Source organism: Actinoallomurus sp. NPDC052274, assembly GCF_040679475.1.
Lineage (GTDB): Bacteria > Actinomycetota > Actinomycetes > Streptosporangiales > Streptosporangiaceae > Actinoallomurus > Actinoallomurus liliacearum.
Window position 1 is genome coordinate 1 of the sequence record NZ_JBFAUT010000054.1, and the last position, 26,745, is coordinate 26,745.

At 72.9% G+C, this 26,745-nt stretch carries 26 protein-coding genes; 13 read left to right on the forward strand and 13 right to left on the reverse strand.

The genetic code is table 11. The annotated features are described in order from the left end of the window. Window positions 1-442 precede the first annotated feature (442 nt). Window positions 443-1,084, reverse strand: coding sequence for a TetR family transcriptional regulator C-terminal domain-containing protein (locus tag AB0K82_RS34135; protein WP_364404994.1), 642 nt, complete (start codon window positions 1,082-1,084; stop codon window positions 443-445). A 90-nt stretch (window positions 1,085-1,174) separates the two neighbouring features. Between AB0K82_RS34135 and AB0K82_RS34140 the strand changes: the two genes are divergently transcribed. Then, on the forward strand, window positions 1,175-2,590 hold the full coding sequence (locus AB0K82_RS34140) for an amidase (RefSeq protein WP_364404996.1): 1,416 nt from the start codon (window positions 1,175-1,177) through the stop codon (window positions 2,588-2,590). 101 nt (window positions 2,591-2,691) lie between these two features. Here AB0K82_RS34140 and AB0K82_RS34145 read toward each other — a convergent pair whose 3' ends face one another. The 3 genes from AB0K82_RS34145 to AB0K82_RS34155 all read right to left on the reverse strand — a co-directional run bounded on the left by AB0K82_RS34145 (window position 2,692) and on the right by AB0K82_RS34155 (window position 5,540). Then, window positions 2,692-3,621 carry a YegS/Rv2252/BmrU family lipid kinase gene (locus tag AB0K82_RS34145; protein ID WP_364404998.1) on the reverse strand — a complete coding sequence of 310 codons (930 nt, stop codon included), beginning with the start codon at window positions 3,619-3,621 and terminating at the stop codon, window positions 2,692-2,694. Between the two features lie 50 nt (window positions 3,622-3,671). After that, window positions 3,672-4,652, reverse strand: a complete 981-nt coding sequence (locus AB0K82_RS34150; RefSeq protein WP_364405000.1) for a TerC/Alx family metal homeostasis membrane protein — start codon at window positions 4,650-4,652, stop codon at window positions 3,672-3,674. Window positions 4,653-5,009: 357 nt separating this feature from the next. Beyond that, entirely contained in the window at window positions 5,010-5,540 is a 531-nt protein-coding gene (locus tag AB0K82_RS34155) for a CGNR zinc finger domain-containing protein (protein ID WP_364405002.1), read from the reverse strand. Window positions 5,541-5,565: 25 nt separating this feature from the next. Between AB0K82_RS34155 and AB0K82_RS34160 the strand changes: the two genes are divergently transcribed. Beyond that, a complete protein-coding gene (locus AB0K82_RS34160; protein ID WP_364405004.1) occupies window positions 5,566-6,519 on the forward strand; it encodes a DMT family transporter in 954 nt (317 codons plus the stop codon). 98 nt (window positions 6,520-6,617) lie between these two features. Here AB0K82_RS34160 and AB0K82_RS34165 read toward each other — a convergent pair whose 3' ends face one another. From AB0K82_RS34165 to AB0K82_RS34175, 3 genes are all read right to left on the reverse strand, one after another. Further along, a complete protein-coding gene (locus AB0K82_RS34165) occupies window positions 6,618-8,393 on the reverse strand; it encodes a serine hydrolase (protein WP_364405005.1) in 1,776 nt (591 codons plus the stop codon). 63 nt (window positions 8,394-8,456) lie between these two features. Further along, the gene (locus tag AB0K82_RS34170; protein WP_364405007.1) at window positions 8,457-9,755 is read right to left on the reverse strand and encodes a DUF1343 domain-containing protein; all 1,299 of its coding nucleotides are present in this window, start codon (window positions 9,753-9,755) and stop codon (window positions 8,457-8,459) included. Continuing rightward, window positions 9,755-10,624: an endonuclease/exonuclease/phosphatase family protein gene (locus AB0K82_RS34175; RefSeq protein ID WP_364405009.1), complete on the reverse strand. Its 870-nt coding sequence runs from the start codon at window positions 10,622-10,624 to the stop codon at window positions 9,755-9,757. The genes AB0K82_RS34170 and AB0K82_RS34175 overlap by 1 nt, the downstream gene beginning before the upstream one ends. A 143-nt stretch (window positions 10,625-10,767) precedes the next feature. Between AB0K82_RS34175 and AB0K82_RS34180 the strand changes: the two genes are divergently transcribed. Together AB0K82_RS34180 and AB0K82_RS34185 are read left to right on the forward strand one after the other, a co-directional pair. Beyond that, window positions 10,768-11,334 (forward strand): hypothetical protein, encoded by a 567-nt coding sequence (locus AB0K82_RS34180; RefSeq protein ID WP_364405011.1) that lies wholly within the window; start codon window positions 10,768-10,770, stop codon window positions 11,332-11,334. Between the two features lie 86 nt (window positions 11,335-11,420). Next, window positions 11,421-12,047: a copper resistance protein CopC gene (locus AB0K82_RS34185; RefSeq protein ID WP_364405013.1), complete on the forward strand. Its 627-nt coding sequence runs from the start codon at window positions 11,421-11,423 to the stop codon at window positions 12,045-12,047. Window positions 12,048-12,165: 118 nt separating this feature from the next. Here the strand turns inward: AB0K82_RS34185 and AB0K82_RS34190 are convergent, their stop codons facing one another. Further along, window positions 12,166-12,570, reverse strand: coding sequence for a hypothetical protein (locus tag AB0K82_RS34190; protein WP_364405015.1), 405 nt, complete (start codon window positions 12,568-12,570; stop codon window positions 12,166-12,168). Window positions 12,571-12,817: 247 nt separating this feature from the next. Here AB0K82_RS34190 and AB0K82_RS34195 point away from each other — a divergent pair, with 247 nt between their 5' ends. Beyond that, complete coding sequence (locus AB0K82_RS34195; RefSeq protein WP_364405017.1) at window positions 12,818-14,503, forward strand: substrate-binding domain-containing protein; 1,686 nt, start codon at window positions 12,818-12,820, stop codon at window positions 14,501-14,503. A gap of 25 nt (window positions 14,504-14,528) precedes the next feature. After that, on the forward strand, window positions 14,529-15,224 hold the full coding sequence (locus AB0K82_RS34200) for a histidine phosphatase family protein (RefSeq protein WP_364405019.1): 696 nt from the start codon (window positions 14,529-14,531) through the stop codon (window positions 15,222-15,224). Window positions 15,225-15,228: 4 nt separating this feature from the next. Here AB0K82_RS34200 and AB0K82_RS34205 read toward each other — a convergent pair whose 3' ends face one another. Both AB0K82_RS34205 and AB0K82_RS34210 read right to left on the reverse strand, forming a co-directional pair. Next, window positions 15,229-15,609 carry a phage holin family protein gene (locus AB0K82_RS34205; RefSeq protein WP_364405021.1) on the reverse strand — a complete coding sequence of 127 codons (381 nt, stop codon included), beginning with the start codon at window positions 15,607-15,609 and terminating at the stop codon, window positions 15,229-15,231. A 38-nt stretch (window positions 15,610-15,647) separates the two neighbouring features. Continuing rightward, a complete protein-coding gene (locus AB0K82_RS34210) occupies window positions 15,648-16,874 on the reverse strand; it encodes an MFS transporter (RefSeq protein WP_364405023.1) in 1,227 nt (408 codons plus the stop codon). A gap of 64 nt (window positions 16,875-16,938) precedes the next feature. Between AB0K82_RS34210 and AB0K82_RS34215 the strand changes: the two genes are divergently transcribed. Further along, the gene (locus tag AB0K82_RS34215; protein ID WP_364405025.1) at window positions 16,939-18,129 is read left to right on the forward strand and encodes an ROK family protein; all 1,191 of its coding nucleotides are present in this window, start codon (window positions 16,939-16,941) and stop codon (window positions 18,127-18,129) included. A gap of 152 nt (window positions 18,130-18,281) precedes the next feature. Here AB0K82_RS34215 and AB0K82_RS34220 read toward each other — a convergent pair whose 3' ends face one another. Together AB0K82_RS34220 and AB0K82_RS34225 are read right to left on the reverse strand one after the other, a co-directional pair. Beyond that, on the reverse strand, window positions 18,282-18,944 hold the full coding sequence (locus tag AB0K82_RS34220; protein ID WP_364405027.1) for an HAD family phosphatase: 663 nt from the start codon (window positions 18,942-18,944) through the stop codon (window positions 18,282-18,284). Further along, window positions 18,941-20,233: a HAMP domain-containing sensor histidine kinase gene (locus AB0K82_RS34225; protein WP_364405029.1), complete on the reverse strand. Its 1,293-nt coding sequence runs from the start codon at window positions 20,231-20,233 to the stop codon at window positions 18,941-18,943. The genes AB0K82_RS34220 and AB0K82_RS34225 overlap by 4 nt, the downstream gene beginning before the upstream one ends. A 591-nt stretch (window positions 20,234-20,824) precedes the next feature. Here AB0K82_RS34225 and AB0K82_RS34230 point away from each other — a divergent pair. From AB0K82_RS34230 to AB0K82_RS34255, 6 genes are all read left to right on the forward strand, one after another. Continuing rightward, on the forward strand, window positions 20,825-20,974 hold the full coding sequence (locus AB0K82_RS34230; RefSeq protein WP_345360328.1) for a hypothetical protein: 150 nt from the start codon (window positions 20,825-20,827) through the stop codon (window positions 20,972-20,974). Between the two features lie 161 nt (window positions 20,975-21,135). Then, window positions 21,136-22,287: a CaiB/BaiF CoA-transferase family protein gene (locus tag AB0K82_RS34235; RefSeq protein ID WP_364405031.1), complete on the forward strand. Its 1,152-nt coding sequence runs from the start codon at window positions 21,136-21,138 to the stop codon at window positions 22,285-22,287. A gap of 292 nt (window positions 22,288-22,579) precedes the next feature. Next, on the forward strand, window positions 22,580-23,251 hold the full coding sequence (locus AB0K82_RS34240; protein WP_364405033.1) for a response regulator transcription factor: 672 nt from the start codon (window positions 22,580-22,582) through the stop codon (window positions 23,249-23,251). A gap of 165 nt (window positions 23,252-23,416) precedes the next feature. Then, entirely contained in the window at window positions 23,417-24,121 is a 705-nt protein-coding gene (locus AB0K82_RS34245) for a HAMP domain-containing sensor histidine kinase (protein WP_364405035.1), read from the forward strand. Continuing rightward, on the forward strand, window positions 24,118-24,768 hold the full coding sequence (locus tag AB0K82_RS34250; RefSeq protein WP_364405037.1) for a response regulator transcription factor: 651 nt from the start codon (window positions 24,118-24,120) through the stop codon (window positions 24,766-24,768). Before AB0K82_RS34245 ends, AB0K82_RS34250 begins: the two co-directional genes overlap by 4 nt. A gap of 179 nt (window positions 24,769-24,947) precedes the next feature. Beyond that, window positions 24,948-25,724: a DeoR/GlpR family DNA-binding transcription regulator gene (locus tag AB0K82_RS34255; RefSeq protein ID WP_364405039.1), complete on the forward strand. Its 777-nt coding sequence runs from the start codon at window positions 24,948-24,950 to the stop codon at window positions 25,722-25,724. A gap of 73 nt (window positions 25,725-25,797) precedes the next feature. On the opposite strand, the gene AB0K82_RS34260 is transcribed toward AB0K82_RS34255, so the two are convergent. Next, complete coding sequence (locus AB0K82_RS34260; RefSeq protein WP_364405040.1) at window positions 25,798-26,598, reverse strand: DUF427 domain-containing protein; 801 nt, start codon at window positions 26,596-26,598, stop codon at window positions 25,798-25,800. Between the last annotated feature and the right edge of the window lie 147 nt (window positions 26,599-26,745).

Consider the following 26,745-nt stretch of genomic DNA (forward strand, 5'->3'; position numbering starts at 1 on the left):
CGGCCGGGTTGCGGGGCCGGCGCCCGTCGTGCTATCGGGTGTTTCCCCCCGCGGCCCGTGCGGCCGCCGCCCCCCCCCCGCCCCCCCCCCCGCCGCCGCCCCCCCCCCCCCCGCGGCCCCCCCCCCCCCCCCCCCCCGCGGGGGGCCCCCGGCCGCCGGGAGGGCGGAAACCGGCAGGGCGGCCGCCGCGACGGCGGCGACCGCACGGGCGGTCGGCAGCGCCGCGACCGCGGCGGCTCCGGCGGCGGTGGAGGCGGTGGAGGCGGTGGAGGCGGTGGAGGCGGCGCGATGGCCGACGCGTTGCGCCGCGCCGGCCTCGACAAGGGCCTGAACGGCCGCTGAGCCGACCACCAACGAGATCCCTGGCGGTCACTGCGCTCTTGACGCAGTGACCGCCAGGGATCACCGCGGGGCCCAGACCTCGGCACGCCGGTGAGCCCCATCACCCGCCATCCGCTTCACGCGAGCCTTCCCCCAGGCGTTCCCAGAGGCTTGTCAGGTGGGCGTCCAGGACGTCGGCGGCGTTCTCGGCGGTAAGGTGACCGATCAGCACGTGGGTGGTGAGGCCGTCCGCGAGGGCGAGCAGGGCGCGGGCCTCGCGGTGCGGGTCGACCGGCGCACTGCCGCCGTCGCCGGGCGGGTCGCTCTCGGCGGCCTCCGCGATGAGGCGGGCGAACAGATCCTGAAGGGCCGCGTAACCGGTCCGCAGAGTGGTCGCGAGCGGTGCGCTCACGGCGGCCTGGGCGACGAACGCCAGCCACACCCGCGCCTCGGCGCGGTGGTCCCGGTGCAGTAGTGCGATCTCGGTCGCCGCGTACCCGAGAGCGGTCGCGGCCGACTGCGCCGGACTGGCGTTCAGCCGTGTCCGCACGCGTTCGGTGATCCGCTCGCCGATGTGGCCGACCGCGAACCGGAGCATCTCCTCCTTGCTGCGGAAGCAGCGCTGAACGGCGCCCATGGAGACCTGCGCCCGGTCGGCGACGTCGCGCAGGGTCACACCCTCCAGTCCGCGTTCGTCCGCGAGGCCGCAGACGGCCTCGGCGATGCGACGTCGCCGGCTCTCGTGATCCACCTGCCTGGGCATCCCGGCCTTCCCTTTCCGATGCGACCGTATCGGTTCCAGGCTACAGTTCCGATGCGAGCGCATCGGAACGTGGAGAGGAACGGAAGAGCCGTGCAGGACGCCGTATGGAAGATGACAGCCGCCGAACAGGCGGCGGCGGTTCGCGACGGGGACGTGTCGGCGGTCGAACTGATCGACGGTCACCTGGCGCGCATCGCCGAGATCAACCCGCGCGTCAACGCGGTGACGCAGCTTCTGGCCGAGCGTGCCCGGGAGGCCGCGGCGAGGATCGACCGGCGGCGCGCCGCGGGCGAAGAGCCGGGCCCCCTGGCGGGCGTGCCGTTCACGGTGAAGGAGACCACCGCCATCGAGGGCGTGCCGACCACGTTCGGCACGCCGCGTTTCCGGGATCTGATCGCACCCGCCGACGCGCCTCCCGTGGCGCGGCTGCGCGCGGCCGGAGCCATCCCGATCGGGCACAGCAACGTACCCACCATGATCCTCGCGGGGATGCACACCCGCAGCGAGCTGTTCGGCGACACCGTCAACCCGTGGGACCCGAGCCGCACCCCGGGAGGCTCGAGCGGTGGCGACGGGGTGGCCGTCGCCACCGGGATGGCCGCCCTCGGCCTCGGCAACGACTCCGGTGGATCGGTGCGGATTCCGGCCTCCTTCTGCGGCGTGGCGGCGCTGAAGCCGACCACCGGGCGGTTCCCGGCCGACCATCGCGTCATCGGCCCGGACGACCCCGGACCGGCCTCCCAGATGCTGGTCACCGACGGGCCCCTCGCCCGCAGGATCACCGACCTGCGGCTGGCGTACGAGGTCCTGGCCGGGACCGATCCGCGGGACCCCCGAGCCGTGCCCGCCCCTCTCCGCGGTGAGCCCCTTCAGGCGCCGATCAAGGTCGCGGTCGTCGCCGATCCCGGCGGGCACGGCGCGCACCCCACGGTCCGCGGGGCCATCGCAGCCGCCGCCGACGCGCTGCGGGACGCCGGATACGACGTGCGGGAGGTGGCGGATGTACCGCGACTGGACGAGGCGCTCGAGGCGTACGGCCGGATCACCGTGACCGAGTTCGCCCCCACCTGGCCGGTGGTGCGGACCCTGCTCGGCGAAGGAGGAGACCGCTACATCGAGATGGCGATGGAGCGGACTCCGCCCGCGAGTGCCGCGGAGTTGGTGAAGCTGATGGGTTCATGGCTGAACATCCGCCGGTCCTGGTTCGAGTTCCTCCAGGAGTACCCGCTGCTGGTCGGGCCGGTGTTCACCGAGCCGCCCGTCGAGCCGGGGCTGGAGTCACGCGACCGGGCGGGACGCGATCGGGTCGGGGCGGGCATGCGTCTGTGCACGGTGACCAGTTTCGTGGGCGTACCCGGGGTGGCCGTACCGACCGGAGTGGCCGACGGGCTCCCGGCGGGCGTGCAGATCGTCGGCCGGGCGTTCCGCGAGGACCTGTGCCTGGCCGCCGCCCAGCAGATCGAGGACCGCCTCGGAGGGCTCACGCCGATCGACCCGCGGCCATGAGCCCCGGCCGGCGCGCGCCGCTTCGCGCCGCGCGGGTCCCGGGAGCCGCCGAGGCGAATGCCGACGATCGATCACCCGCGAGCCCCCGTGGCCGCTGTGGGTCAGCGGTCGGTGAAGTCCTGGGGGACCATGACGCGGAGGGCGTTGGGGCGGACGTGGATGCGGACCGGGGTACGGCCGCGGATCTCGCCGTCCACGTCGAGCGGCAGGGCGGGGTCGGTCTCCAGATGCAGGTCGCCGGTGGTGAGAAACGGCTCGTCGTCCACGCTGAGGTACGACCCGGCGAGGGCGTGCCGGACCGCGGAGCCGACCAGGTGCAGGCGGCTGCCCGCGCCGAAGCGATAGGCCAGCAGCAGCCGGTCGTCGATGTCGGCGTCACGGGCGATGCGGCGACCGCCGTGGAACGCGCCGTTCGCGATGTTGAGCTGATGCGTCTCGAACTCCAGCTTCGTGTCGCCGGTGGTGATGCGGGCCTGGAAGGGCCGGTGGCCGCGGAGTGCGGCCAGCGCGGTCAGCGGGTACGCGCTGCGGCCGAGGTGCCGCTTGAGGCGGTGCGGCACCCGGCCCGCGACCTGCACGGACACGCCCAGGCTGACCATGTTCGTGAAGGCGTCCGGGCCGGCCTGGCCGAGGTCGACGTCGGCGACCTTGCCGGATCCGAGCGTCGCGAGCGCGCCGTCGAGGTCACCGGACCAGCCGATGCTGCGGGCGAAGTTGTTGGTGGTGCCGACGGGCAACACGCCGAGCGCCAGGTCGAGACCTGCGACGCGCTTGCCCGCGGTGCTCAGCGTGCCGTCGCCGCCGGCGGCGATGAGCAGATCCGGCCCTTCGGCGATCGCCTCGTCCAGGGCCCGCGCCAGGCGCTCTGGCCGCCGTACGTTGATCACCCGCGCGACGGCGATGCCCTGCTCGGCCAGCCGCCGGGGGGCGTGCTCGAACAGCGCCGCCCCGGTGCGGGCCCGGGCGTTGATGACGAGGACGGCCGGGCCGCCGCCCCTGATGGCGGCGGTCAGGTCGGCTTTGCTGCGCATGCTCGTCGTGATACCAATCCCTGGCCGTTTTTAACGATTCTTTACGATGATCAGTCCTCGGCGGCCCGCAGCCGGGCCGGGGCGCGCCGCCGGGCGTACAGGCTCGTCGCGGTCACCGTCAGCAGCGTTCCGACGATGACGGCGAGGGACAGCGGCGTGGGGACCTCCGGGACCCGCGGCCACGGGCCGTGCGCCCAGTGCAGCACGAGCTTGACGCCGATGAACGCCAGGATGACGGCGAGCCCGTAGCCCAGGTGGACGAGCTTGCTCAGCGTGCTCTGCAGGACGAAGTACAGCGCCCGCAGCCCGAACAGGGAGAAGGCGTTCGCCGTGAAGACGAGGTACGGGTCCTGCGTGATGCCGTAGACGGCGGGGATGGAGTCGACGGCGAACACCACGTCGGCGGCGAACACCGCCACCACCACGAGCGCGAACGGGGTCAGCGCCCGCCGGCCGCCCTGCCGCGCGAACATCCGGGGCCCCTGATAGTCGTCGGTCACCGGCATCAGGCGGCGCAGGAGGCGAACCGAGCGCAGCGAGGACACCTCGACGCCGTGGTCCGTGCCCTTGACCGCGTCCTTGAGGATCTTCCCGGCGGTGACCAGCAGCACCGCGCCGAACAGCAGGAACGCCCAGTCGACCGCCTGCAGCGCCGCCGCCCCGATCGCGATGAAGATCGCACGCAGCACGAGGGCGCCCGCGATGCCGTAGAGCAGGACGCGCTGGGTCAGCACCGTCGGCACCGCGAAGGCGGCGAGGAGCAGCATGAACACGAACAGGTTGTCCACGGACAGCGACTTCTCGACCAGGTAGCCGGTGAAGTACTCCGTCCCGGTCGGCGCCCCGAACCACTTCCAGGCGAAGACGCCGAACAGGAAGGGCAGCGCGATGTAGAAGCACGACCACGCCAGCGACTCACGGAGTGAAGGAGTATGCGGGCGGCGGGTCATGATCAGGTCGACCGCGAACAACGCGATGACCCCGGCGATGGTGATCGCCCACAACAGCGGCGATGCGACGGACTGCGACATGGGGAACTCCCGGCACGTCGATACGGCCGAGGTCTCCTTCACCCGCCGTCGCGCGGCGGACCGCCGCCCGGGGACCTCATGGGAGGTCCGTCCTGACCGGGTGGGCGCTGGGAAGTACTCCCCTCAACCCCCACCATAACCAGTCAGACCATCTCAGGGGCAACTTTCCGGAACGCTCGGCGAACATCGAATCGGGCCCCGATCAACCGGCGGGCTTGGTCCCGAACGCTTCCCGGGCCGGTCGGGGCAGTGACCGTGAGCGGCCTGTCAGGGACGAACGGAGTTGGGAGGCGGCGGCAGCAGATCGGTGTGCCAGACGGTGAAGCCACCTCGGGTGACGACTGGCTCACATGTCATCTACCGGTGGGCCTCGCCATAGCGTCGCCGCGCCCGGTGACGTTGGACGTTGACCGCGTTCGCGCATCGCACACTGCAGAACGTGCGCCGGCCGTTGCGCGAGGTGTCCACGAAGACGACGGCGCATCCCTCGCGCCTGCAGCTGCCGAGCCGTCCAGCGGCGCCGTCGGCGATCAGCTGAGCCAGTCCGGCCGTCGTGAGGGCCTTGACCCGAGTGGTCACGTTCGCGTCGAGGGGCGCGTAGTGCAGGTGATAGGGCAGCCCGTCGTGGGTGACCAGCCGAGGGCGGCAGTCGGCGGCGACGAAGAGCGCGTCGACCGCGGCGGCCTGCTCGGTCCCAGTCGTCTCGAAGGCCAGCCGCAGTCCGTCCGCCCAGCGGTGTAGTTCGGCCGCCGCGGCCTGATCCATGCTCGGCCGGTGGACCTTATAGCGCTCCAGCAGGATGGACAGCCACGCCGCCGAAGCCGACGGTTCGTTGACGAGTTCCGCCGCGACGAGAGCCCCCGCCGCGGTGTAAGTGTTGAACTGCACAAGGCCATTACAGCACCGTGGATGCATGAATCTGTCCCCGACCACGGACGCGGTGAACACCGCCGAGGCTGTGCCTGCCGCCGGTGCCGCACGACCGGTCATCATCGCGACGCTCAGCGGCATGGCCGCGGTATTCATGTGGGGGCTCGCTCCCGTGGCAACCCGAGCGGCGGTCGCCCAGTTGGCGCCGCTACCCCTGACGGTCCTGCGCGCGATGATGGCCGGGCTTGCGTGCCTACCCTGGTGCGTGAGCGGGCTGCGGCGCCTGGACCGGGCCGGCGCTCTCCGCGCGATCGCGGCCGGCCTGCTCGGAATGGTCGGATACAACCTGCCCGTGGCCCTCGGTGTCCAGTGGCTTCCCGCCTCGACGGCAGCCCTGGTCTTGGCCACTGAACCGATATGGATCCTTGCCCTGGCACGCGTGTTCCTCGGTCGGCGCACTTCCCGCCGGGCCTGGATCGGATCCGCTGTCGCCCTGGGCGGAGTCGCCGTCATCGCCGGCCCGGAGGCCGTACTCAGCGGCTCCGGCGCCCGGCCCCTCGAAGGACTCGGACTCGTCCTACTCGGGACGCTGCTGTTCGGCGCCTGCACAATCGTCCTGCGTCCGCTGAGCACCCTTCACGGCCCCCGCACCGCCACCGCCATCTCCACGACGATCGGCGCCGTCCCGTACCTGACGCTCGCCGGCACCGTCACCCCGCGCTCCCTGGCCGCTCTTCCCTCCGATGCCTGGATCGAGCTGATCTTCCTGGCCCTCGGCACCAGCGTGGCGGGCATGCTCATGTGGAACCTGTCCGTCGCCCGCATCGGCAGCACCCAAGCGGGACTCCTGCTCTTCCTGGAGCCCCTGGTCGGTGTCACGGGGAGCCTGGCACTTCTCGGCGAACACCTGACATCCGGGAGCCTCATCGGTGGCGCTCTGGTCATGGCAGGGGTCGTCACAGCGTGGACGGCACAGCGCCACACCGGCCAAGCCTGACACGTCGCCCGGGTGCCTGCCCGGACGGCGCGGGCTGCGCGGGCGTCAGCGCCGAGGATCGTCGTCGCTGACGCCACCACGATCCTCGGCACTGCTTGTCAATTGGAGCTCAGCACCCAGCCCGCCGGCTGGAAGCGGGCGGCGTCGGCGGGGCGCTCGCCGTTGAACACGACGTGGCCGTCGGCGTCCCAGGCCCGTACGCCGTCGACGTAGACGCCGCGGCCCTGGTACGCCGGGTCGGAGGTGTAGCGCCAGCGGACCGAGGTGGTACCGGCCGGGAGCGTCGCGGTGGCCTTGGCCCAGCGTCGCCCGGCGAAGCCGGAGAACGCCCCGTTCACCGTCCACGCGTTGCGCCCGGACCGCAGGGACAGCGGGGCTGGCGTCCAGGTCTTACCGTCCGAGGAGGTCTCCAGCACGCCGAGGTCGGTCTCCTCGGTGTCGTACCAGAGGTCGAAGGAGAGCTTGGCAGCCCCCGCGATCGGCGCGGTCAGCGTCGCGGTCTTGCCGTCCGCCATCTGGGAGAACCACGCGTCCCGTCCCTCGGCCGGTCGTACGGGGACGGCGCGGCCCAGGTCGCGCGCCACGGCGCGGCGCGCCGGGTTGATGCTGGGCCCGTTGCGGGTCGGGTGGACCCGGTTGGTCAGCAGGATCACGAACGACCGGGAGATCGGGTCGATCACGATGCTGGTGCCGGTGTAGCCGGTGTGCCCGATCGTGACCGGCGAGGTCATCGCGTCCTCGTACCAGCGCAGCCCGATCTCGAAGCCGAGCCCGTGCGCGTTGCCGGGGAACGCCGTGTTGAAGTCGGTGAACAGCAGCCGGACAGAGTCCTCGTCCAGGACCCGCGCGTGACCGTACCGCCCGCCGTCCAGGATCATCTGGGCGAAGATCCCAATGTCGTGGGCGGTGGAGAACACCCCGGCGTGGCCGGCGACGCCGCCGAGGGCGTAGGAGTTCTCGTCGTGGACCTGGCCCCAGACGAGTCCGCGGTCCAGGGCGGCGTACGGCTTGTGCTCGTACTCCGTCGCGGCGATCCGCGGCTTCTCCGACGCCGGCGGGTTGTAGCCGGTGTCGCGCATGCCGAGCGGCCGGGTGATGCCGTCCCGTACGAGCACGTCGAGGGTCTTGCCGGTCACCTTCTCCAGCACGAACTGCATCGTGATCATGTTGAGGTCGGAGTAGATGTACGCGGTGCCGGGCGTGGCCTGCGGGGTGTCCGCGAACAGCGCCGCCTCCTGCGCGGCACGGCCGGAATAGTTGTAGAAGGGCAGGTCCGGCCGCAGGCCGCTCGTGTGGGTGAGCAGCTCCCGGATGGTGATCGTGTCCTTGCCGTTCTGCCCGAAGCCGGGCAGGTACGACGCGACGGTGGCGTTCAGGTCGATGCGGCCCCGCTCGATCTGCTGGATCGCCGCGACGGTCGTGAACAGCTTCGACATGGACGCCAGGTCGAAGATCGTGTCCTTGCGCATCGGGATCCACTGGTCCCGCGGCAGCTCGGTGGGCTTGTCGTCGGCGTACCGCAGCGCGTAGCCCATCGCGTCCTGCGCCGCGACCACGCCGTTCCGGGCGGCGAGCACGACGGCGCCCGGGTAGTACGGCGTCGGCGCGGAGTTCATGTAGCTCGCGGCGTCCTTGCCGATCGCCGCGACCGCGTCGGGCGACAGCCCCGCCTGCTGCGGGGTGCCGTCCCGGAGCACGCGGCCGGGGGTGAACCGCAGGTCGGCGGCGGTGACGGTCGGCGGACCGGCGGTGGTCGTACGCGCGGGGGCCGACAGTCCCTTCACCGGCGGGGCCGGTGGCGGGGCGGCCTGGGCGACCGCGGCCGGCGCGCACAGGCCCGCGACGGCGAGGAGGATCGGCAGGGCACGGCGCATCGTCTCTCCTGGGGGTGCGGAGGGTGGGGAGGATCCAGCGGTGAAGCGGAGGGTGGGGAGGACTCAGCGGTACAGCAGGTAGCGCTTGCGCTGCGCGCGGAAGCGCGCCAGGTCGGCCTGCCAGCCCGCGACGACCTGGTCGACGTTCGCGCCGCCGTCGATCGCGGTGCGGACCTGGTCGGATCCGGTGAGGAGGTCGATCCAGTACGGCGACTTGCTCTCCCGCCAGGCGAAGTCCTTCGGGTAGAGCCGGCGGGCGCTGATGATCATGGCGAGCGCGGTGCGGATCGGGTCGAAGCGCCGGCGGTCGGTGACGAACAGCTGCACGCCCCCGCAGTTCTGGTTCACCCACTTGTTGAACGTGGGCGCGAAGTACGCCTCGCGGAACCGCACTCCGGGCAGGCCCAGGCCGTTCAGGTCGTCGGCCCAGTGCCAGTCGACGTACGGCGCGCCGACCATCTCGAACGGCACGGTCGTGCCACGCCCCTCCGAGAGGTTCACCGCCTCGAACAGACCCATGCCCGGATAGGCCACCGCCGTATTGATCGTCGGCATGTTCGGCGAGGGCAGCACCCAGGGCAGGCCCGTCTCCTCCCAGGTCATGCCGCGCCGCCAGCCGCGCATCTGGATGACCTGCGGCTTCGCCTTGCCCTCCAGGAACTCCCCGTCGAACAGGCGGGCGAGCTCGCCGACGGTCATGGCGTGCTGCTGGGCGATCGGCTCACGGCCCACGCCCGAGGCGTACTCCGGGTGGAGCACGGGCCCGGTCGCCTCCACGCCGCCGAGCGGGTTCGGCCGGTCGAGGACGACGAAGCGCTTGCCCGCCTGGATCGCCGCCCGCATGCAGTCGAACATCGTCCAGACGTAGGTGTAGAAGCGCGCGCCGACGTCCTGGATGTCGAAGACCACGGTGTCGATGCCGGACTTGGTGAAGTAGTCGGCGATCTGCTGCGGGGTCTTGGCGTAGGCGTCGTAGACGGCGATCCCGGTGCGCGGGTCCTTGTAGGACCCCTCCGAGCCGCCGGCCTGCGCCGAGCCCCGGAACCCGTGCTCCGGGCCGAACACCGCGGCCAGGTCCACACCGGAGGACGCGTGCATGACGTCCACCTCGTGGCTCAGGTCACGGATCACCGCCGTCGGGTTGGCCACCATCCCGACCTTCTGGCCGCGCAGTTCCCGGTAGCCCCCGGCGCGCAGCACCTCGAAGCCCGTACGGACCCCGCCGTTCCCGGACGCGGCCTGGTCGGCCTGAGCGGCCTGGGCGGCCTGGTCGGCCTGGGCGGCCGGTGCGCCGAGCGCGGCGAACGGGACGGCCGCGCCGCCGGCGGCGATGCCACGGAGCACTCCACGTCGTGTCGTCATCAGCGGATCCCCTTCAGGTCGGCCACGACGGGCCGGTGGTCGGAGGCGAGCGTGTCCGGCACGAACGCGCGGGTGACGCGCGGGCCGGGAGTGAAGGTGATGTAGTCGATGCGCGTCACCGGCACGTCGGCCGGGAACGTGGGCGTCGTACGCTGCCCGGCGACCGTCAGCGCGTCGCTCAGCCGCGTCCAGAGCGGCGCGAGCTCGGGCGCGTCCGGCTCGGCGTTGAAGTCCCCAAGCAGCAGCTTAGGACCGTGTCGTCGGTCCATGATGGCCGCCATGTCGGCGACCTGCGCCCGGCGTACGGAGGGATCGGAGCGGTAGTCGAGGTGGGTGTCGTACACCCAGATCCGCGTGCCGCGCGCCTTGATCAGCACCTCGGGGAAGCCGGGGGCCGGGGCGGGCACGGGGTTCGGCACCTGCGTGGACAGCCGCGTGATCTCATGGTTCTCCGCCTGGATGATCGGGAACCGGGACAGCACCGCGACACCGAACTCCCGGTCGGGCGCGCCGGCCCGGTCCGGCGGAAGCGTGTAGATCGGGGCGAAGAACACCCGCATGTGCAGCCGCCGCGCCAGCCACGACGCCTCGTCGACGTAGTCGCTGCGCGTGCCCCAGTTGACGTCGACCTCCTCCAGCCCGACGACGTCGGGATGCTGGGCCTCGATCGCGCGGGCCTGGCGCTCGAGGTCGAACACGTGGTCGACGCCCGCGCCGGCCTGCAGGTTGTAGGTCATCACGCGAAGCGACGCGCCTTTGACGCCGGCCGCGTGCGCCGGCGGGCCGACGACCAGCGCGGCGAGGAAGAGGGCGAGCCCGGTGACGGCCCGGGGACGCGTACGGACGGACCGGCGGACGAGCGAGGACATGGACTCTCCTGCCGCGTTTCGGAGGTTTGTAAAGAATCAACGGGCGGATTCGGACGTATGAAAATTAGATACGGATGATCCCCAACGTCAATAGCCTCGCCGAAGCGGCTCCCGGAGCACGGCGATGCGAGGATGGAGGGGTCATGCCCAGCGATCCGGTGTTCCGCCTGCCCCGCGCGCTGATCTTCGCGGCCGTGTGCACGGCTCTTGCCGTGGCCGGACATTCCGTGAGCTCACACGAGCCCGTTCCGCCCGCCGCGGTCGGCGCGGGGCTCGTCGGGCTGGCCGTCGTCGGCGTCGCCCTCGCGGGCGTCGAGCGGTCCCTGGGCACGATCCTGGCCGGGCTGCTCGGCGGGCAGTTCATGCTGCACGTGCTGTTCGCCGCGGCGCAGCACGGCCAGCACCTGGCCCACCACCCCACGGCCGTGGGCTCTCACGGCCATGGTGCGATGACGCTCGCGCACGTGACCGCGGCCGTCGTCTCGGCCTGGTGGCTCCGGCGCGGCGAACGCGCCGTCTGGCGGCTCGCCGGGAGGGCCGCGGCCGCCGCCGTCCGGCCGCTGCGAGCGCTCCTTTCGACGTCCGCTCCCCCGCCGGCGCCGTACCGGCGGCACGTGTTCGCCGGCCCGCCCGGCCGCCCGCCGGAACGTACCCTGCGGCACGTCCTCACCCGGCGCGGGCCGCCCGCTCCGTTCCCGGCGTTTCACTGAACGCCTCGTCCGTACGCCTTGCCCCACCGGGTCCGGCCGATCCGGTCATCCGCACGCACAGCGAGCTTCACGAACGGAGAAATCCCATGTACCCCCCGCGACTCCCCCGACCGGCCCGGGCCGGGCGGAGGACCGTCACGCGACTCGCGGCGGCGATGGCCGCCATCACCGTCGGTTGCCTCCTCACAGCGCCCCCCGCGTCCGCCCACACCACGCTCGTCGCCGCCCAGCCCGCCAAGGGCGCCAAGGTGTCGTCGCCCGCCCAGATCAAGCTGACCTACGCCGAGCCGGTGCGGTTCCCCGGCGTCGTCGTGCTCGACGCCAAGGGCGGCCACCACGAGTCCGGCAAGGCGCACGCGGCGGGCGCCACGGTGACCGAGCAGGTCGCCGGCGTCCTGCCCCCCGGCGTCTACACGGTCGGCTGGCGGGTGGTCTCCGAGGACGGACACCCGGTGACGGGCGACTACAAGTTCACGGTCGTGGGCGGGGCGTCGTCGGCGCCCGCTTCGGCCGGGCCGACGCCCGCGCCGTCCGGGTCGACGGACGACGGCGCGGCCCCGGCGGCGGTCACGGCGTCGAGCACCCCGGCCGCGCGGAAGTCCGCGAGCACCTCCGGCGCGAGCTGGTTGTGGGTCGGCCTGGGCGCCGTCCTCGTCGTCGCGGCGGTCGGCGGCGCCGAACTCACCCGCAGGCGCCGCTCGTCGCGGACCTGACCGCCCGCGCCCGTCGCGAAGGCCGCGGCCCGGGGCGTGTGCGACGAATCGCGTTCGGAGAGCGACGCGCGGCCGGACGGCGGAATTCGTCGGACACGCCCCGGGCGGGGCGCGGCCGTCAGCGGCGGACGGCGGTGAACGCGGCGCGCCGGCCCGGTTCGCCCGCCGGACGCCGGACGCCGTTCACGGACACCTGGACCGCCCCGGCGTCGCTCAGCACGACGTTGAGACGGGCGTCGCCGAACCGGAGGGTCTGCCCGCGCACGAGGGTGCGGTCGACCAGGATGTCGCCGCCGGGGACGCCGACGAAGACCTGGCACTGCGGGCCGGTGACGGTGAGCGTCAGGGTCGCGGTGGGGGCGGCCGCGGCCGGCCGCCGCGTCGGCGCCGGCTCACGGACCCGCGCCCAGATGGAGTAGCCGGCGAAGGCCAGCACGCCGGCCAGCACGACGATCCCGATGAGGGCGACGATCGTCACCCCGCGGAGCGACCGCCTGCGCTGCGGCGAGACATGACGTCCCACGGCGAAGAGTCTAGTCAGCCGTTAAAACGCGCGACAGTCACCCTATTTGTTTATGTCCGGAAACGGTCGCAGCCGCGGGTTTGGCGCGTCATCGTGCGACGTCCGGGACGCCGGTGGCGCAAGGGATGCGACCCGTCGACCGCCCCCAGGCGGAATGCCCGGAAGTAGGCGTTATTCGCCGGTGCTAACTGGATAATTTTCCCGACGGGTGACGGGAAGCCGTCAAATGAGCGGACGGACACCGCCGATGCCTTATTCTCGCCGCGCCACCGGGACGAAGGCACTGGGACACGCCCTGGGCACGCTGCTGGTCCTGCTGCCGGCCCTCGCCGCGTGCGCGCTCGGCTCCGGTCCGAGCCGATGCGCCGGCCGGGCGATCACCGTCGCGGTCGCGCCGTCGATCGCCCCGGCGATCGAGCAGGCCGCGCGCCGGTACGAGTCCGCGGGCGGGTGCCGCGTCACCGTGAGCCGCCAGCGGCCCTCCGACGTCGCGGCCGCCCTGTCCGGGCAGGGTTCCGACCCGGGCGTGGCCCGCCCCGACGCGTGGGTCCCCGACTCGTCCCTCTGGCTGCCGATCGCCCGCCGCACCGGCGCGGGCGCCGCCGCCGTACGGGCGTCCGGCGCGTCGGTCGCGATGTCACCCCTGGTCCTCGCGGTCCCGCGCGGGCACGCGCCGAGCACCGCGTCCTGGCGGCTCCTGCTGTCCACCCGGCTGCCCGGCACCGGCGGCCCGCCGCCCGCCCTCCGGATCCGGTTCCTCGACCCCGCCGGGGACGCCGCCGGCCTGGGCGCGCTGCTGCTCGCCCAGCACGCCGCCGGCCCCGGCCGGAGCGGGCTGTCCTCCTTCGCCGTCACGCTCTACTCCGACCTCGGCGGCGCGCTCACCGACGAGCGGGCCGCGTACGCCCAGATCGCCAAGGATCAGGCCGCCCGGCCGCCGACCGCGGTGGTCCTGTCCGAACAGTCGGTCTGGCGGCACGCGCACGCCGGCGACGCCCCGCCCGTCACCGCCCTGTACCCGAACGGCCCCACCCTCGCGCTCGACTTCCCGTACGTGTCCACCACGACCGACCGCGGGCGCTCCGGGACGGTGGAGGACTTCCAGGCCACGCTCGCCCAGTCCCAGACCCGCGTCGCGCTGCAGGGGCTCGGGCTGCGCACTCCCGACGGCGTGGCCGGGACGGACTTCGACGAGCGGTACGGCGTCATGGCCCGCGTCCCGGACCGGCTCCCGGCCCCCGACCCCGTGAACGCCGGCCGGGTCCTGCAGATGTGGCAGCGTACGGTGCTCGGCGCGCGCATGCTGATCCTCCTCGACGTCTCACCGTCCATGAGCGACCCGGTCCCCCGGACGCGGGACACGCGCATGCAGGCCACCGCGAAGGTCGCCGTCGGCGGAATGAAGATCCTCAGCGACAACTCGCAGGTGGCGCTCTGGGAGTTCTCTACCGCGCTGGACGGCGTCCGCGACTACCGCCAGATCGTGCCGTTCCGTACGCTCAGCGACAAGATCGGCGCGGGTACGCAGCGCGACCTGGTCGAACGGTCCTTCGCCGCGGCGGCGCCGGTGCCGGGCAGCCGCACCGGCCTGTACGACTCGGTGCTCGCCGCCTACCAGGAGGCGGTCCGGACCTACCAGCCCGACCACAACAACGTCGTGGTCGTGCTGACCGACGGGATGAACTACGACCCGGGCCGCACGATCTCGCTGCAGACCCTCCTGAAGGAGCTCGCCCGGGCCGGTGATCCGATGCGCCCCGTCGCGATCGTGCCCATCGCGTTCGGGCCCGACATCGATCCGGGGCCGCTGCAGCGGATCGCCGCGGCGACCGGCGGACAGGCCTTCGTGACCCTCGACCCGCGGCAGGTGCAGCAGGTGTTCCTGCAGATGTTGATCCGCCTCACATGCGGGGATGCCTGCCCCACGTCGTGAGTTGTCCGGGTAAGGTCACGGTGCTGTGAGGTCACTCGAGTGGCTGGGCATGGCCAGGCATGGCGAGAGCACGGGGAACGTCGCCGCGCACGACGCGGCGGCCCGCGGGCTGGACGCGGTCGACATGACCCTGCGCGACGCCGACGTCCCCCTGTCGCAGCTCGGGCGGGAGCAGGCGGCCGCGCTCGGTCGCCGGCTGGCCGAGCTCCCCCCGGACGAGCGTCCGGCGGCGGTGGTGTGCTCGCCGTACCTGCGGGCGAGGGACACCGCGCGCCTCGCCCTGGAGCAGTTGGCCGATCCGCCGCCGATCGTCCTCGACGAGCGGTTCCGTGACCGCGAGCTCGGCGAGTTCTACCTGCTCACGCAGCGCGGCGTCCAGGCGCGCCACCCGGAGGAGGCCGAGCGCAAGCGCAGGCTCGGGAAGTTCTACTACCGGCCGCCCGCCGGCGAGTCCTGGGCCGACGTGGCGCTACGGCTGCGGAGCGTCCTCGGCGACCTGGACCGGGAGCATCCCGGCGGCCGGGTCCTGGTCGTCGCGCACGACGCGATCGTCGTCCTGACGCGGTACATCGTCGAGCGCCTCTCCGAGGAGGAGCTGCTCGACGTCGAGCGCACGGTCGTCGCGAACGCCTCGCTCACCGTCTGGGCCCGGGAGGACGACGAACTGCGGCTCGTCACGTTCAACGACACGAGCCACCTCAAGGACGCCGGCCTCCTCTGAGGGCTCAGTCCTCCTTGTCGTCGTGCACGAAGAGGTTGAGCAGCCAGCTCACCAGGCCGACGACGATCGCGCCCCAGAACGCCGCCCAGAACCCCGACACGTGGAACGGCAGATTCAGCCTGCCCGCCGCCCAGCTCGCCAGCCACAGCAGCAGCCCGTTGACGACGAGCGCGAACAGCCCCAGCGTCAGGACGTAGAACAGGCAGCCCAGGGTCTTGACGATCGGCTTGATGAACTGGTTGATGAGGCCGAAGACCACCGCGACGGCGACGAGCGTGCCGATCTTGCGCGGTGTGGTCGCGGCCGTGAGGTCGATGCCGTGGACCACCAGAGTCGCCGCCCAAAGGGCGACGGCGGTGATGACCACTCGAATCAGGATCTTCACGACACGATGGTCGCACGCTGCGGGCCTCGGTTCGACGGTCAGGACGCCTTCTCGAGGGCCGCGGTCCCGGGCGCGGGGGCGCGACGCGCGGTGAGGGCCGTGATGGCCGGCGGGCCCGCGACCGCGACGAAGACGGCGAGGACCCCCGGGAGGACCAGCGCCGTCCGCAGCGAGGTCGCCTCGGCGAGGTGGCCGATGACGGCCGGGCCGGCCAGCAGCCCGCCGTAGCCGAAGCTGGTCAGCAGGGCGATCGTCCGCCCGGCCGAGGCCGAGTCCGCCCCGGCGGAGCTGAACCCCACCGGCACGACCGTCGCCAGGCCGATCCCGACGAGGACCCATCCCACCCAGGCGCACCCCAGGGCGGCGCCGCCGGCGGAGGGGGCGATCAGCACGAGCGCGTAGCCGGTGGCGGCCACGGTGCCCGCCAGGCGCAGGGTGCGGCCGCCGCCGAGGCGGCCGCGCAGCCGGTCGCCGAGGAACCGCATGGTGGTCATCGCCACCGAGTAGACCGTGTAGGACAGCGGCGCCAGGTCGGCCGAGACGTGCAGCACGCGGCGGGCGTGCATCGCCGCCCAGTCCATCGCGCCGCCCTCGCAGATCGCGCCGGCGAGCATCACCACGCCGAGCAGCACGATCACCTTCGGGATCCGGCCGCGCCCCGTACCCGCCGCCTCCGGCGACGCCTCCGCCGTCTCCCGCGCCGCGGGGCCCGGGAGGAGGAGACGAGCCGGGAGGAGGAAGAGCACCGCCATGGTGAACGCCGTGCCGACGAGGAGGGCCTGGACGCCGAGGCCGCCGCGCATCGCGGCGGCCGTGACGAGGCCGGCGACCGCGCCGCCGAGACTCCACAGGCCGTGGAACGCCGACATGATCGGCCGGTCGTAGCGGACCTCGACCTCGACGGCGTGGGCGTTCATGCCGACCTCGAGCAGCCCGAAGCCGAGGCCGAAGACGACCGCGCCGACGAGGAGCGCGGAGTAGGAGCCCGCGAGCGCCGGTGCGAGCAGGAGCAGGGCGTGCAGGGGCCCGGCGACCCAGGTGAGCCGGCGGCTCGACCAGCGGTCCGCCATTCGTCCCGCGGCCTGCATCGAGACGAGCGCGGAGAGGGAGATCAGGAGCAGCGCGGTGCCGGTCCGCCCGGCGGTCAGGTCGAGCCGGTCGGCGAGGGCGGGCAGGCTCGCGGCCCAGATGCCGATGGTCATGCCGCACAGCCCGAAGTAGCCGAAGACGCCGACGCGCGCGCGCCTGGCCACGGAATCGAACACAGCCCCTCCTAATTTGCTCTTGCCGAGAACATAATCGAAGAGGGAGGGCTGACACAATCGACGGGTGCGTACGGTGACCGGAGCGACGACCAGCGGCGAGCTTCGCCCGCACAACCTCGTCCGCCTGCTACGGGCCGCGCACGACGGCGCGGGCCGGGCCACCCGCTCGGAGCTCACCCGCGATCTCGGCCTGGCTCGCGGAACGGCCGCCGTCCTGGTCGCCGACCTGACCGAGGCCCGGCTGGCCGAGGAGCGGCCCGCGCCGCAGCGGGCGCGCGGCCGCCCCACCGCGATCCTCGGTCCGCACCCCGAAGGCCCCCTTGCCCTGGCCGTCGACCTGCGCGAGGACGCCTGGACGACCGCCACCGCCGAGATCGGCGGCGGCCTGACGGTGCGCGAGGAGCGGCCGCACCACGGGAACCCGCCGGAGGCCGTCCTGGGCGACCTGGCCACGGCGATCGACCGGTGGCTCACCGAGCTCGGCCCCCGGGTCGTCAGCGTCGGTGTCGCGCTGCCCGGCCCCATCCGCGACGGCCGCGTCGTGGACATCCCGCACCTGTCCTGGCACGACGTCCCGGCGGCGGAGATCCTGCGCGCCGGCGCGACGCCGGTCGCGCTGGGCAACGACGCGGCGCTCGCCGGCCTGGCGGAGGCTCGGCGCGGCGCGCTCCGCGGCGTCGGCGTCGGCCTGCACTTCCACGTCGACTTCGACCTGGGCGGCACGCTGCTCGTCGACGGCAGTCCGCTGCACGGCGCACGCGGGACGACCGGGGAGTTCGGGCACATGCCGCTGGGCGGCTCGGACCTGCCGTGCGACTGCGGCGCCGTCGGCTGCTGGTCGCTCCAGGTCGGCGCGAACGCGCTGCTGCGCGCGACGGGGGCCTCGGTCGAGCCGGCGCGCGGGCGGGCGGACGCCCTGCGGATCCTCGCCGGCGCCGCCGAGGGCGATCCCCGCTGCGCCGCCGCGCTCCAGGAGGTCGCCCGCGCGTTCGGGGCCGGCGCCGCGGCCCTCGTCAACGCGCTCGACCCGCAGCGGGTCACGCTGTCCGGCCTGGGCGTCCAGCTCCACGAGCAGGCGACGGACGCGTTCACGGCCGCCTACGAGAACGGTCTCATGGCCTTCCGCCGCGAGGAGCCGCCCCAGGTCGTCCCGGCCGCGCTGGGCGGGGACGCGACCCTCGTGGGAGCCTCGGAGCTGGCCTTCGACGCCTTCCTCACGCCGGAGGGCCTGACGGCCTGGCAGGCCGCCCGCTGAGCCCCGGCCCCGGCGGCTGCCCCGGCGGCGACGGCGGCAGCGGCGGCAGCGGCGCGGCGTGAAGTCTCGGAGAAGACCCTCCGCGTGGGCCGCGCATCACCACGAACCGAGCGTCGGCCGGGACCTTCACCGAGACCTCCGTACGCGGAACGTCAGGGGGCGGTGTTCATCGCGTCGGCGACGCGGTCCGGGGTGAGTTCTGCGAGGTCCTCGGCGACGTACGCGGCCAGGGCGAGGGCGTCCGGGGCCGGCGGGTACCGCGGGTGCGGCACGGCGATCACGCGCATCCCGGCGGCGTGCGCGGACCGCAGGCCGTTGCTGGAGTCCTCCACGGCGGCGCAGCCGACCGGGTCGACGCCGAGCCTGCTGGCGGCGAGGAGGTACCCGTCGGGGGCGGGCTTGCCCCGGGCGACCTCCTCGGTCGAGACGGTCGCCCGGAACGACGCCGCGAGCCCCGTACGGTCGAGGACGACGTCGATGAGCACGCGCGGCGAGGAACTGGCCAGTCCGAGGGGCCAGCGGGACGCCAGCCGCCGTACGGCGTCGACCGCGCCGGGCATCAGCGGGACGCCGTCCTCGTAGCGGCGGGCCATCTGCTCGACGACGCCGCGGGCGACCTCGTCGGCCGGCATCCGGACGCCGAGCTCGCCGCTCAGGTAGGCGGCCCACTCGGAGGTGCTCATGCCCATCAGGCGCTGCTGGGTGTCGGGCTGCCACCGCCCGCCGTGGTCGGCGACGAACGCGCGCCGCACTTCCTCCCAGACCGGTTCGGAGTCGACGAGCACGCCATCGAGGTCGAAGACCACAGCATTCACGCGGATAACTCTGCCAGCAGGGGAAGAGTGAGCACGAAGCAGGCACCCTTGTCGCTGTCGGTCAGCGTGAGCGTGCCGCCGTGCGCGTGGGCGATCTCACGGGAGATCGCCAGGCCGAGGCCGCTGCCGCCCGGGTCGCGCTGCCGCGCGTCCGGCAGCCGGATGAACCGTTCGAAGATCCGTTCCCGGTCGGCCGGAGGTATCTGCTTGCCGTCGTTGAACACCTCGACCACCGCCTCGCCCTCCTGGCGCCGTACGGTCACGGTGACCTCGGAGTCGGCGTGCCGCGCGGCGTTGTCGAGGAGGTTGGTGAGCACCCGGCTGATGTCCAGCCGGTTCGCCCGGACCACCGCCCCCGGCTCGGCGATCACCTTCGCGGTGATCCGCCGGGGCACGCGGCGCACCTCGCGCTCGGCCAGGTCACCGACGTCGACGGGGCCGTTGCGGCTGGGCAGGCCCGCGTCGCGGCGCGCGAGCGCGAGCAGTTCGGTGACGATGTTCTGCAGCCGGTCGATGTTGGTCAGGGTCCGGCCCAGCGCCTCGCGCAGGTCGGTGCCCTCCGGGTCGATCAGCGCGATCTCCAGTTCGGCGCGCAGCCCGGCGATCGGGCTGCGCAGGTCGTGGGAGACGTCGGAGACGAGGCGGCGCTGCTGCTCCACGGCCGCCTCCAGCCGGTCGAGGGTCGCGTTCACCGCCATCGCCAGCCAGTAGAACTCGTCGCGCCGCTGCGGCATCGAGACCCTCCGGCGCAGATCCGCCGCGTTGATCGCGTCGAGCTCGTCGCGCAGCGCCTCGATCGGCCGCAGCCGCCGCCCGGCGGCCCACCATCGCCAGACCCCGGCCGCGCCGATGCTGACGGGGATGCCCAGCGCCAGCAGGACGGCCAGGCCCGGACGCGGGAACAGCCCCGGCTCCGGTGCGATCGAGTGGATCGTGAGCGCCTGTCCCGGGCCGGTGACCCGCTGGGAGACCAGCGTGAGGCAGTGGCGCGGGTCGACGCACACCCGCTGCTCGATGCGCTGCCCGTCGGCGGGCCGCCGGGCGCGCAGGGCGGGCAGCCCGGACACGCTCCGGGTGGCCGCCACGACCTGCCCTCGGTCGTTCTGCACCTGGACGAGTTGATGACCGCCGGTGATCACGGGATTGGTCAGCCGCCCGGCGCGGGCCAGCGCGGCCATCTGCCGGGTGGTGTATGTCAGATCCGTCGAGAGCCGGTTCGCCACCTGGTACTGGATCAGGGCGAGCACCCCGATGTACAGCAACACGGCGACGACCCCCGTCACCGTCATCGCGACGACGGTGGCGCGCTGTCGGATCGTTTGGTCCCTGTGTCGCACTGGCTGTCCCCCGCGGCCACGGCGCCCCCTGAGCCATGCCACAGCACCGGACAACTACCCAGCGGGGGACTCCCTATGCATTCCGTCACTCCGCGGTGTACACCGCGGCGGGGCGATCGGCCGCTGTCGGCCACCGCGTGCCCCCTGCCGGTGGGCGTGATCGAGGATCGGTGCGGGCCCCCGTGCGGCGAGAGAATCGTCTGTCGCCGCCGGTAGATCCGGACGGGTTCCTTTTCGGACGCGTGCGGTGACGACGCGGCCGCATACGGACATGACCGATGGCATGCCCGGTACGTCCGATTCCTTCAATGGAACGTGGCAAAGGTCGCCGACCTGAGGTCGTCCTGACACACGCACTTGTGTCAGAGTTGACACGCGACAGAACACAGGGAAGCGGTGATACTCAACTGGAGGAGACGTACGGTCGCGAGGGCGGTCGCCTGCGGAGGCGGCCCGGCCGTGAAACATCGGGACAACGAATGACTGCCGTCCGCGCCACAGATGGGCGACAATAGCGGCGTTCGATGGGAGGCGGGAGCGCCAATGAAGAAGTACCTGACCTGGGCACTTATAGCCTTTGTCATCTTCTACCTGCTGACATCCCCCAGTGGCGCGGCCCACATCGTGCACAACGCACTCGGTGGGCTGACGTCGGCGGGCAACTCTTTGAAGGCTTTCGTCAACGCACTGTGACCCCCTGTCGGCGCGACGCCGTCTCGCGCCAAGACCCACGTCCCCGTTGGTCCCGACGTCGCGACCCGGGCGTCTTAACCTGCCCGGACCCCGCAGGTCGCCGCGCGGCACTCTAGAACGTAGTTCTAGAGTGTGCCGCAAGGCCGACCTGAGGGGTGTTCATGGGACCACTGCACGGTGTTCGCGTCATCGAGATCGCGAGCCTCGCACCTGCGCCGTTCGGCTGCATGGTGCTCTCCGATCTGGGTGCCGACGTACTCCGCGTCGACCGCCCGTCCACGGTGGCGGGCGCGGCGACTCTCGTCGGCGGCGCGGCGACCGCGGATCCGTTGAGCCGCGGTCGCCGGTCCATCGGGCTGAACCTGAAGGACCCGGCCGGCGTCGATGTGCTCCTGCGGCTCATCGAGTCGGCCGACGTGCTCGTCGAGGGCTTCCGCCCGGGCGTCACCGAACGCCTCGGCTTCGGCCCCGACGTCTGCCTCGAACGCAACCCGCGCCTGGTGTACGGCCGGATGACGGGGTGGGGCCAGGAGGGCCCCATGGCGACCATGGCCGGCCATGACATCAACTACATCGCGATCGCGGGCGCGCTCGACCCGATCGGCCACGCCGGCGAGCGGCCCGTCCCGCCGCTCAACCTCGTCGGCGACTTCGGCGGCGGCGGCATGCTCCTCGCGCTCGGCATCCTCGCCGCGCTGTACGAGCGTTCGCGGTCCGGCCGGGGCCAGGTCGTCGACGCGGCCATGGTCGACGGCGCCGCCCTGCTGACCTCGTTCATCCACGGCATGCGCGGCCAGGGGCTCTGGCGCGACGAGCGCGGCACCAACCTCCTCGACGGTGGCGCGCCGTTCTATGACACCTACGAGACCGCCGACGGCCGGTACGTCAGCGTCGGCGCCCTCGAGCCACAGTTCTACGCCGCCCTGCTGCGCGGCCTCGGCCTGGCGGACGAGGACCTGCCCGCCCAACTCGACCAGGAGCGCTGGCCCGAGCTGCGGGCGCGCTTCACCGAGGTCTTCAAGCAGCGCACCCGCGACGAGTGGACCGCGGTCTTCGACGGCACCGACGCGTGCGTGGCGCCGGTGCTCGGCCTCGGCGAGGCCCCCGCCCACCCGCACAACCGGGCGCGCGACGGCTTCGTGGAGATCGGCGGAACGGCCCAGCCCGCCCCCGCGCCGCGCTTCGGCCGTACCGGCGCCGAGACGCCTCGCCCGCCGGCTCGGCCGGGCGAGCACACGGACGCCGCCCTCGCCGAGATCGGCCTCACCGAGGACGAGATCGCCGCCCTCCGCGCGAGCGGCGCCATCGCCTGATCCCACGCCGGGACGGTCGGCGGACGCCCGGCGGAGGCGTCCGCACCGCGCCGCGCCGGAGTACCCGGTCACCCCGATCCCCGGCGGAGGCGTCCGCGCCACGCCGGGCCGGAGTACCCGGTCACCCCGATCCCCGGCGGAGGCGTCCGCGCCACGCCGGGCCGGAGTACCCGGCCACCCCGATCCCCGGCCGACGCGGTGGGGCGGTCTCCGGTGAAATGGGCAGATTACACCGGGCCGTCTCCGTCAAATGCAGGATCTGCGCGGGCGTCGCGTCCGTCATGCTCGGTCCATGAGGTCCATCCGCGTCCTCATCGTCGATGATCACGCGCTCTTCGCCGAGGCACTCGCGGCCCGGCTGGCCGCGGAACCCGACCTTGAGGTGCTTCCCGTCGCGGGCGACGTCCGCCGCGCCGCGGCGCTCGTGGCCACCGAGTCGCCCGACGTCGTGGTGCTCGACTTCGTCCTCGGCGAGGAGAGTGGGCTCGAGGCGCTCGATCTCCTGCGGCGCCGGCGCCCGGAGGCGCGCGTCGTGGTCCTCAGCGCGATCATCGACGTCGCCCCGATGGTGACCGCCCTGCGGCACGGCGCGGTCGCCTGGGTGCCCAAGACGGAGAGCGCCGACCTGGTCGCGCGGGTGATCCGCGGCGCGGCGGGCCGGGGCGGGTGGGTGCCGCCCGACGTCCTCGGCGACGTGCTGCGCCGCCTGGTGGCCTCCGGAGAGCAGGGCGGAGGTGCGCTGGCCGAGCTCACCCCTCGCGAACGGGAGGTACTGCAGGGCATGGTGGACGGGCTGAGCCGTACGAGGATCGCCGAGCGCCTCGGCCTGTCCGCGAACACGGTCCGCACTCACACCCAGAACCTCCTGGCGAAGCTCGGCGCGCATTCGGCGGTGGAGGCCATCACCATCGCCATGCGCGCCGGGGTGGCGCCGACCGATCCGGGCGAGGACCCCCCACTCTGACACGCGTTTCCATTAAGACGCCCGGATTTCAAGCACGGTTCACTCACAGTGACGGAGTGACCACCTGTGGCCAGGTCCGGTCTGGTTGCGGCCACTCGCCTGGACACCCGCGTCGTACAGGGTGACGGTCGATACGGTCAGTCACTTCAAAGACGGGGGTCTTCGATGATCAGTGCAACGGCACGGTCCTCGCCACCACAGGCGTCCGCACGCGCAGGCCGCGTCGCGGGTCCCACCGGCACGCCGCAGGCGTCGCTGCTCGACACCGACGACGCCCGGTTGTGGCGCCGACGGGTCCGGCACGACATCCGCCACGAACTCGGCACGATCATCATGCTCGCGTCCGCCGTCGCGGTCTCCGACGACATCGGCCCGGTCAGCCGGGAGCGCGTCGAGGCGCTGATCGGCGAGACGCGCTGGCTCGACCACCTGCTCCGGCAGCTCGAGGCGGAGGAGGATGGTCCCGTGCCGGCCGGCCCGGAGCGGGTGCCCGTGGACCGGCTCGTCGGCGAGATCGTGGCCGGGCTGCGGCTGTCCTCGCCCCGCCACATCTCCTACGCGGCAGACCCGGCCTGGGCGCACATCGATCCGCTCGCGCTCTGGCGCGCGGTTCGCAACGTCCTGGACAACGCCCACCGCATCGCCCGCGACCACGTCGAGGTGCGCGTCGGCGTGGAGGCCGACTGGACGGTCGTCCAGATCGACGACGACGGCCCCGGTTTCGGCGCCGGGTCGAGCGGCCTGGCCTCCCTGGGCCTGGGGATCGTCAGCGACCTGGTCACCGAGTACGACGGTCTGATCGAGATACGGGGGTGCGAGCTCGGCGGCGCGCGGGTGCGGATCCTGCTGCCCTCCTCGGAGGGCCCATGAGGGTCCTCATCTGCGACGACCACGCCGTGTTCGCCGACTCGCTCGCCGTCGTGCTGCGCGAGAAGGGACACGACGTGGTCGGCGTCGTCTACTCCCCCGAGGCCGCGCTGCGGCTGCTGCCGGGCGTACGCGCCGACGTGTGCCTCATCGACCTGCGGTTCCCGACCGGCTCGGTGCTGGGCAGCCTGCCGGAGCTCGTCGCGGCGGCTCCCGACACCCGCTTCGTCGTGCTGACGGGCTCGACGGATCCCGGGACGGTCGAGACGGGGCTGGCGGCGGGGGTGCGGGGCTTCGCCCACAAGGGCCAGCAGGCCGGCGAGATCGTCGACCTGCTGGCCCGGGTCCACGCCGGTGAGGTCGTCGTCGACCCGGAGGCGGCCGGCCGGCTGCCGGCGCGTCCCCGCAGCGAGGCCCAGCGGCTCGCGAACTACCTCACCCCCCGCGAGCGCGAGGTCCTCACCCGCCTGGTCCGGGGCGAGAACACCGCGGCTCTCGCCCGCAGCATGCGGATCACACACAGCACGGCCCGCAGTCACGTGCAGAGCGTGCTCACCAAGCTCGGCGTGCACTCCCAGCGGGAGGCCGTCATCGTCGCCGCGCGGCACGGGCTGGTCAGCGTCAGCACCGGTGAGTGGCTGCTGCCCTGATCACCCGGCATGTCCCGTTCCGTAGCCCATTGCCGGAGTCACCGCCGTCACTCCCGCCCCATGCCCATTCGTGCGCGGTCCGGGCGATGTACGATCAGCAAAGCTCAGACGTGGCAAGTGGTCTAATCGTTGACCTGCGCCCTGCCCACCGCTCTGAGCAACCGGTGGAGGAGGCGCGGGTGAGCAGGTACGAACGCTGGAACGACCTGCTGTCGCTACTGGCGGGTCGGGGGCGGCTCAGCGTCGAGGAGGCCGCCGCCGAGCTGGCCGTCTCGACGGCGACCATCCGCCGCGACTTCGACCAGCTCGCGCAGCAGCAGATGCTCACGCGCACCCGCGGCGGCGCGGTCGCCCACACGGTCACCTACGACCTGCCGCTGCGCTACAAGAGCGCCCGGCAGGCCTCGGAGAAGCAGCGGATCGCGGCGGCCGCCGCCGAGCTCGTGCAGCCGGGCGCGGTCATCGGCGTCAACGGCGGCACCACCACCACCGAGGTCGCGCGGGCCCTGGCGACCCGCGCCGACCTGCACGCGGAGAACGGCGCACCCGCCATCACGATCGTGACGAACGCCCTGAACATCGCCAACGAGCTGGTCGTACGGCCGCACGTGAAGATCGTGCTGACCGGCGGGGTGGCGCTGCCGCAGTCGTACGAGCTGGTCGGGCCGCTCGCCAACGGGGTGTTCGACCAGGTGACCCTCGACATGGCGTTCCTGGGCGTCAGCGGCATCGACGTCGAGCGCGGCGCCACCTGCCACAACGAGGACGAGGCGAACATCAACCGGCAGATGGCGCTCCGCGCCGAGCGGGTCGTCGTCGCGGCGGACAGTTCCAAGCTGGGCGAGCGCGCCTTCGCCAAGATCTGCGGAGTCGGCGAGATCGACATCCTCGTCACCGACGCGAGCGCCGACACCCGCGCCTACGAGGAGGCCGGCGTCAAGGTCGTCCCCGCCTGAGGCCGGGACCGGCGTGACACCCGCCGCCGACCGGGGTCGGGGACGAGCGCGACGCGCGGCATACGGCCGAGGGTCAGGACCAGCGGGAGGCCGGGCGCCGCTGTGGCTCGCCGTCGATCTCCAGGTCGACCCGTTCATTGAAGAAGCACACGAGGTCGCGCACCCGCTCGGCGTCGTGCAGCGGCTCCTCGTACGTCCACGCGACGTCCTCGCCGCCGTACGCCCAGTAGCGCGCCCGTCCCTTGTACGCGCACCAGGTGACGGTCTCGGACGGCTGGAGCAGGTCGAGAAGCACGTCCTCGCGCGGCAGGTAGTAGCGGACCGGCAGGCCGGTCTCGAACAGCACCATGGGCCGCTCGGACTCGGCGAGCACGGTGCCGCCCACGCTCACCTGTACGCGCCGGGAGCCGCGCAGCACGTCGATCCGGCTGTACGGGTCGTGCGGGTGGCCGAAGACCTGTTCGTCCTCTTCGTACCAGGCGTCCATGGCGTCCCAGGAGAAGGCCACGAAGCCCTTCAGCCAGGGGGCGATCGGGTCGGGGTACCCCCACACGGCGTTCTCGGCGGTGCGGCCGCCGGCGGACACCGTCCAGTACGAGGCCCGACCCTTCACCGGGCAGTGGGTCGCGTGGTCGGTCGGCCGCAGCAGGTCCGTGCGCACGTCGGCGACCGGGAGGTAGTAGACCGGCAGCAGCCCGGTCTCGAACAGCAGGTGCGCGCCGGTGCTGTCGGCGATCGTCTCGCCGCCGAACTCCACGCGGATCCGCTTCGGGGTCGGTTCGAAGTAGAGCAGGTGAGGTGGGGCCGTGACGTCCCCGTTGAACACTCCGGCGGGCCTTCCGGACAGCGGGGCTCCAGGCAGCGTGAGGCTCATGTCGGGGAGAACCTCGGCCTCCGAGGAGGAATTCCGCGGCCGCGTCAACGGGCCTCGGTCCGCAGGGGGATTCCAGTGACGGCCGGAACCGGCCCTTGGTCTGGGAGCGGCGTGCGGGATACGGTCCTTAGACGCGGGAGGGGAACT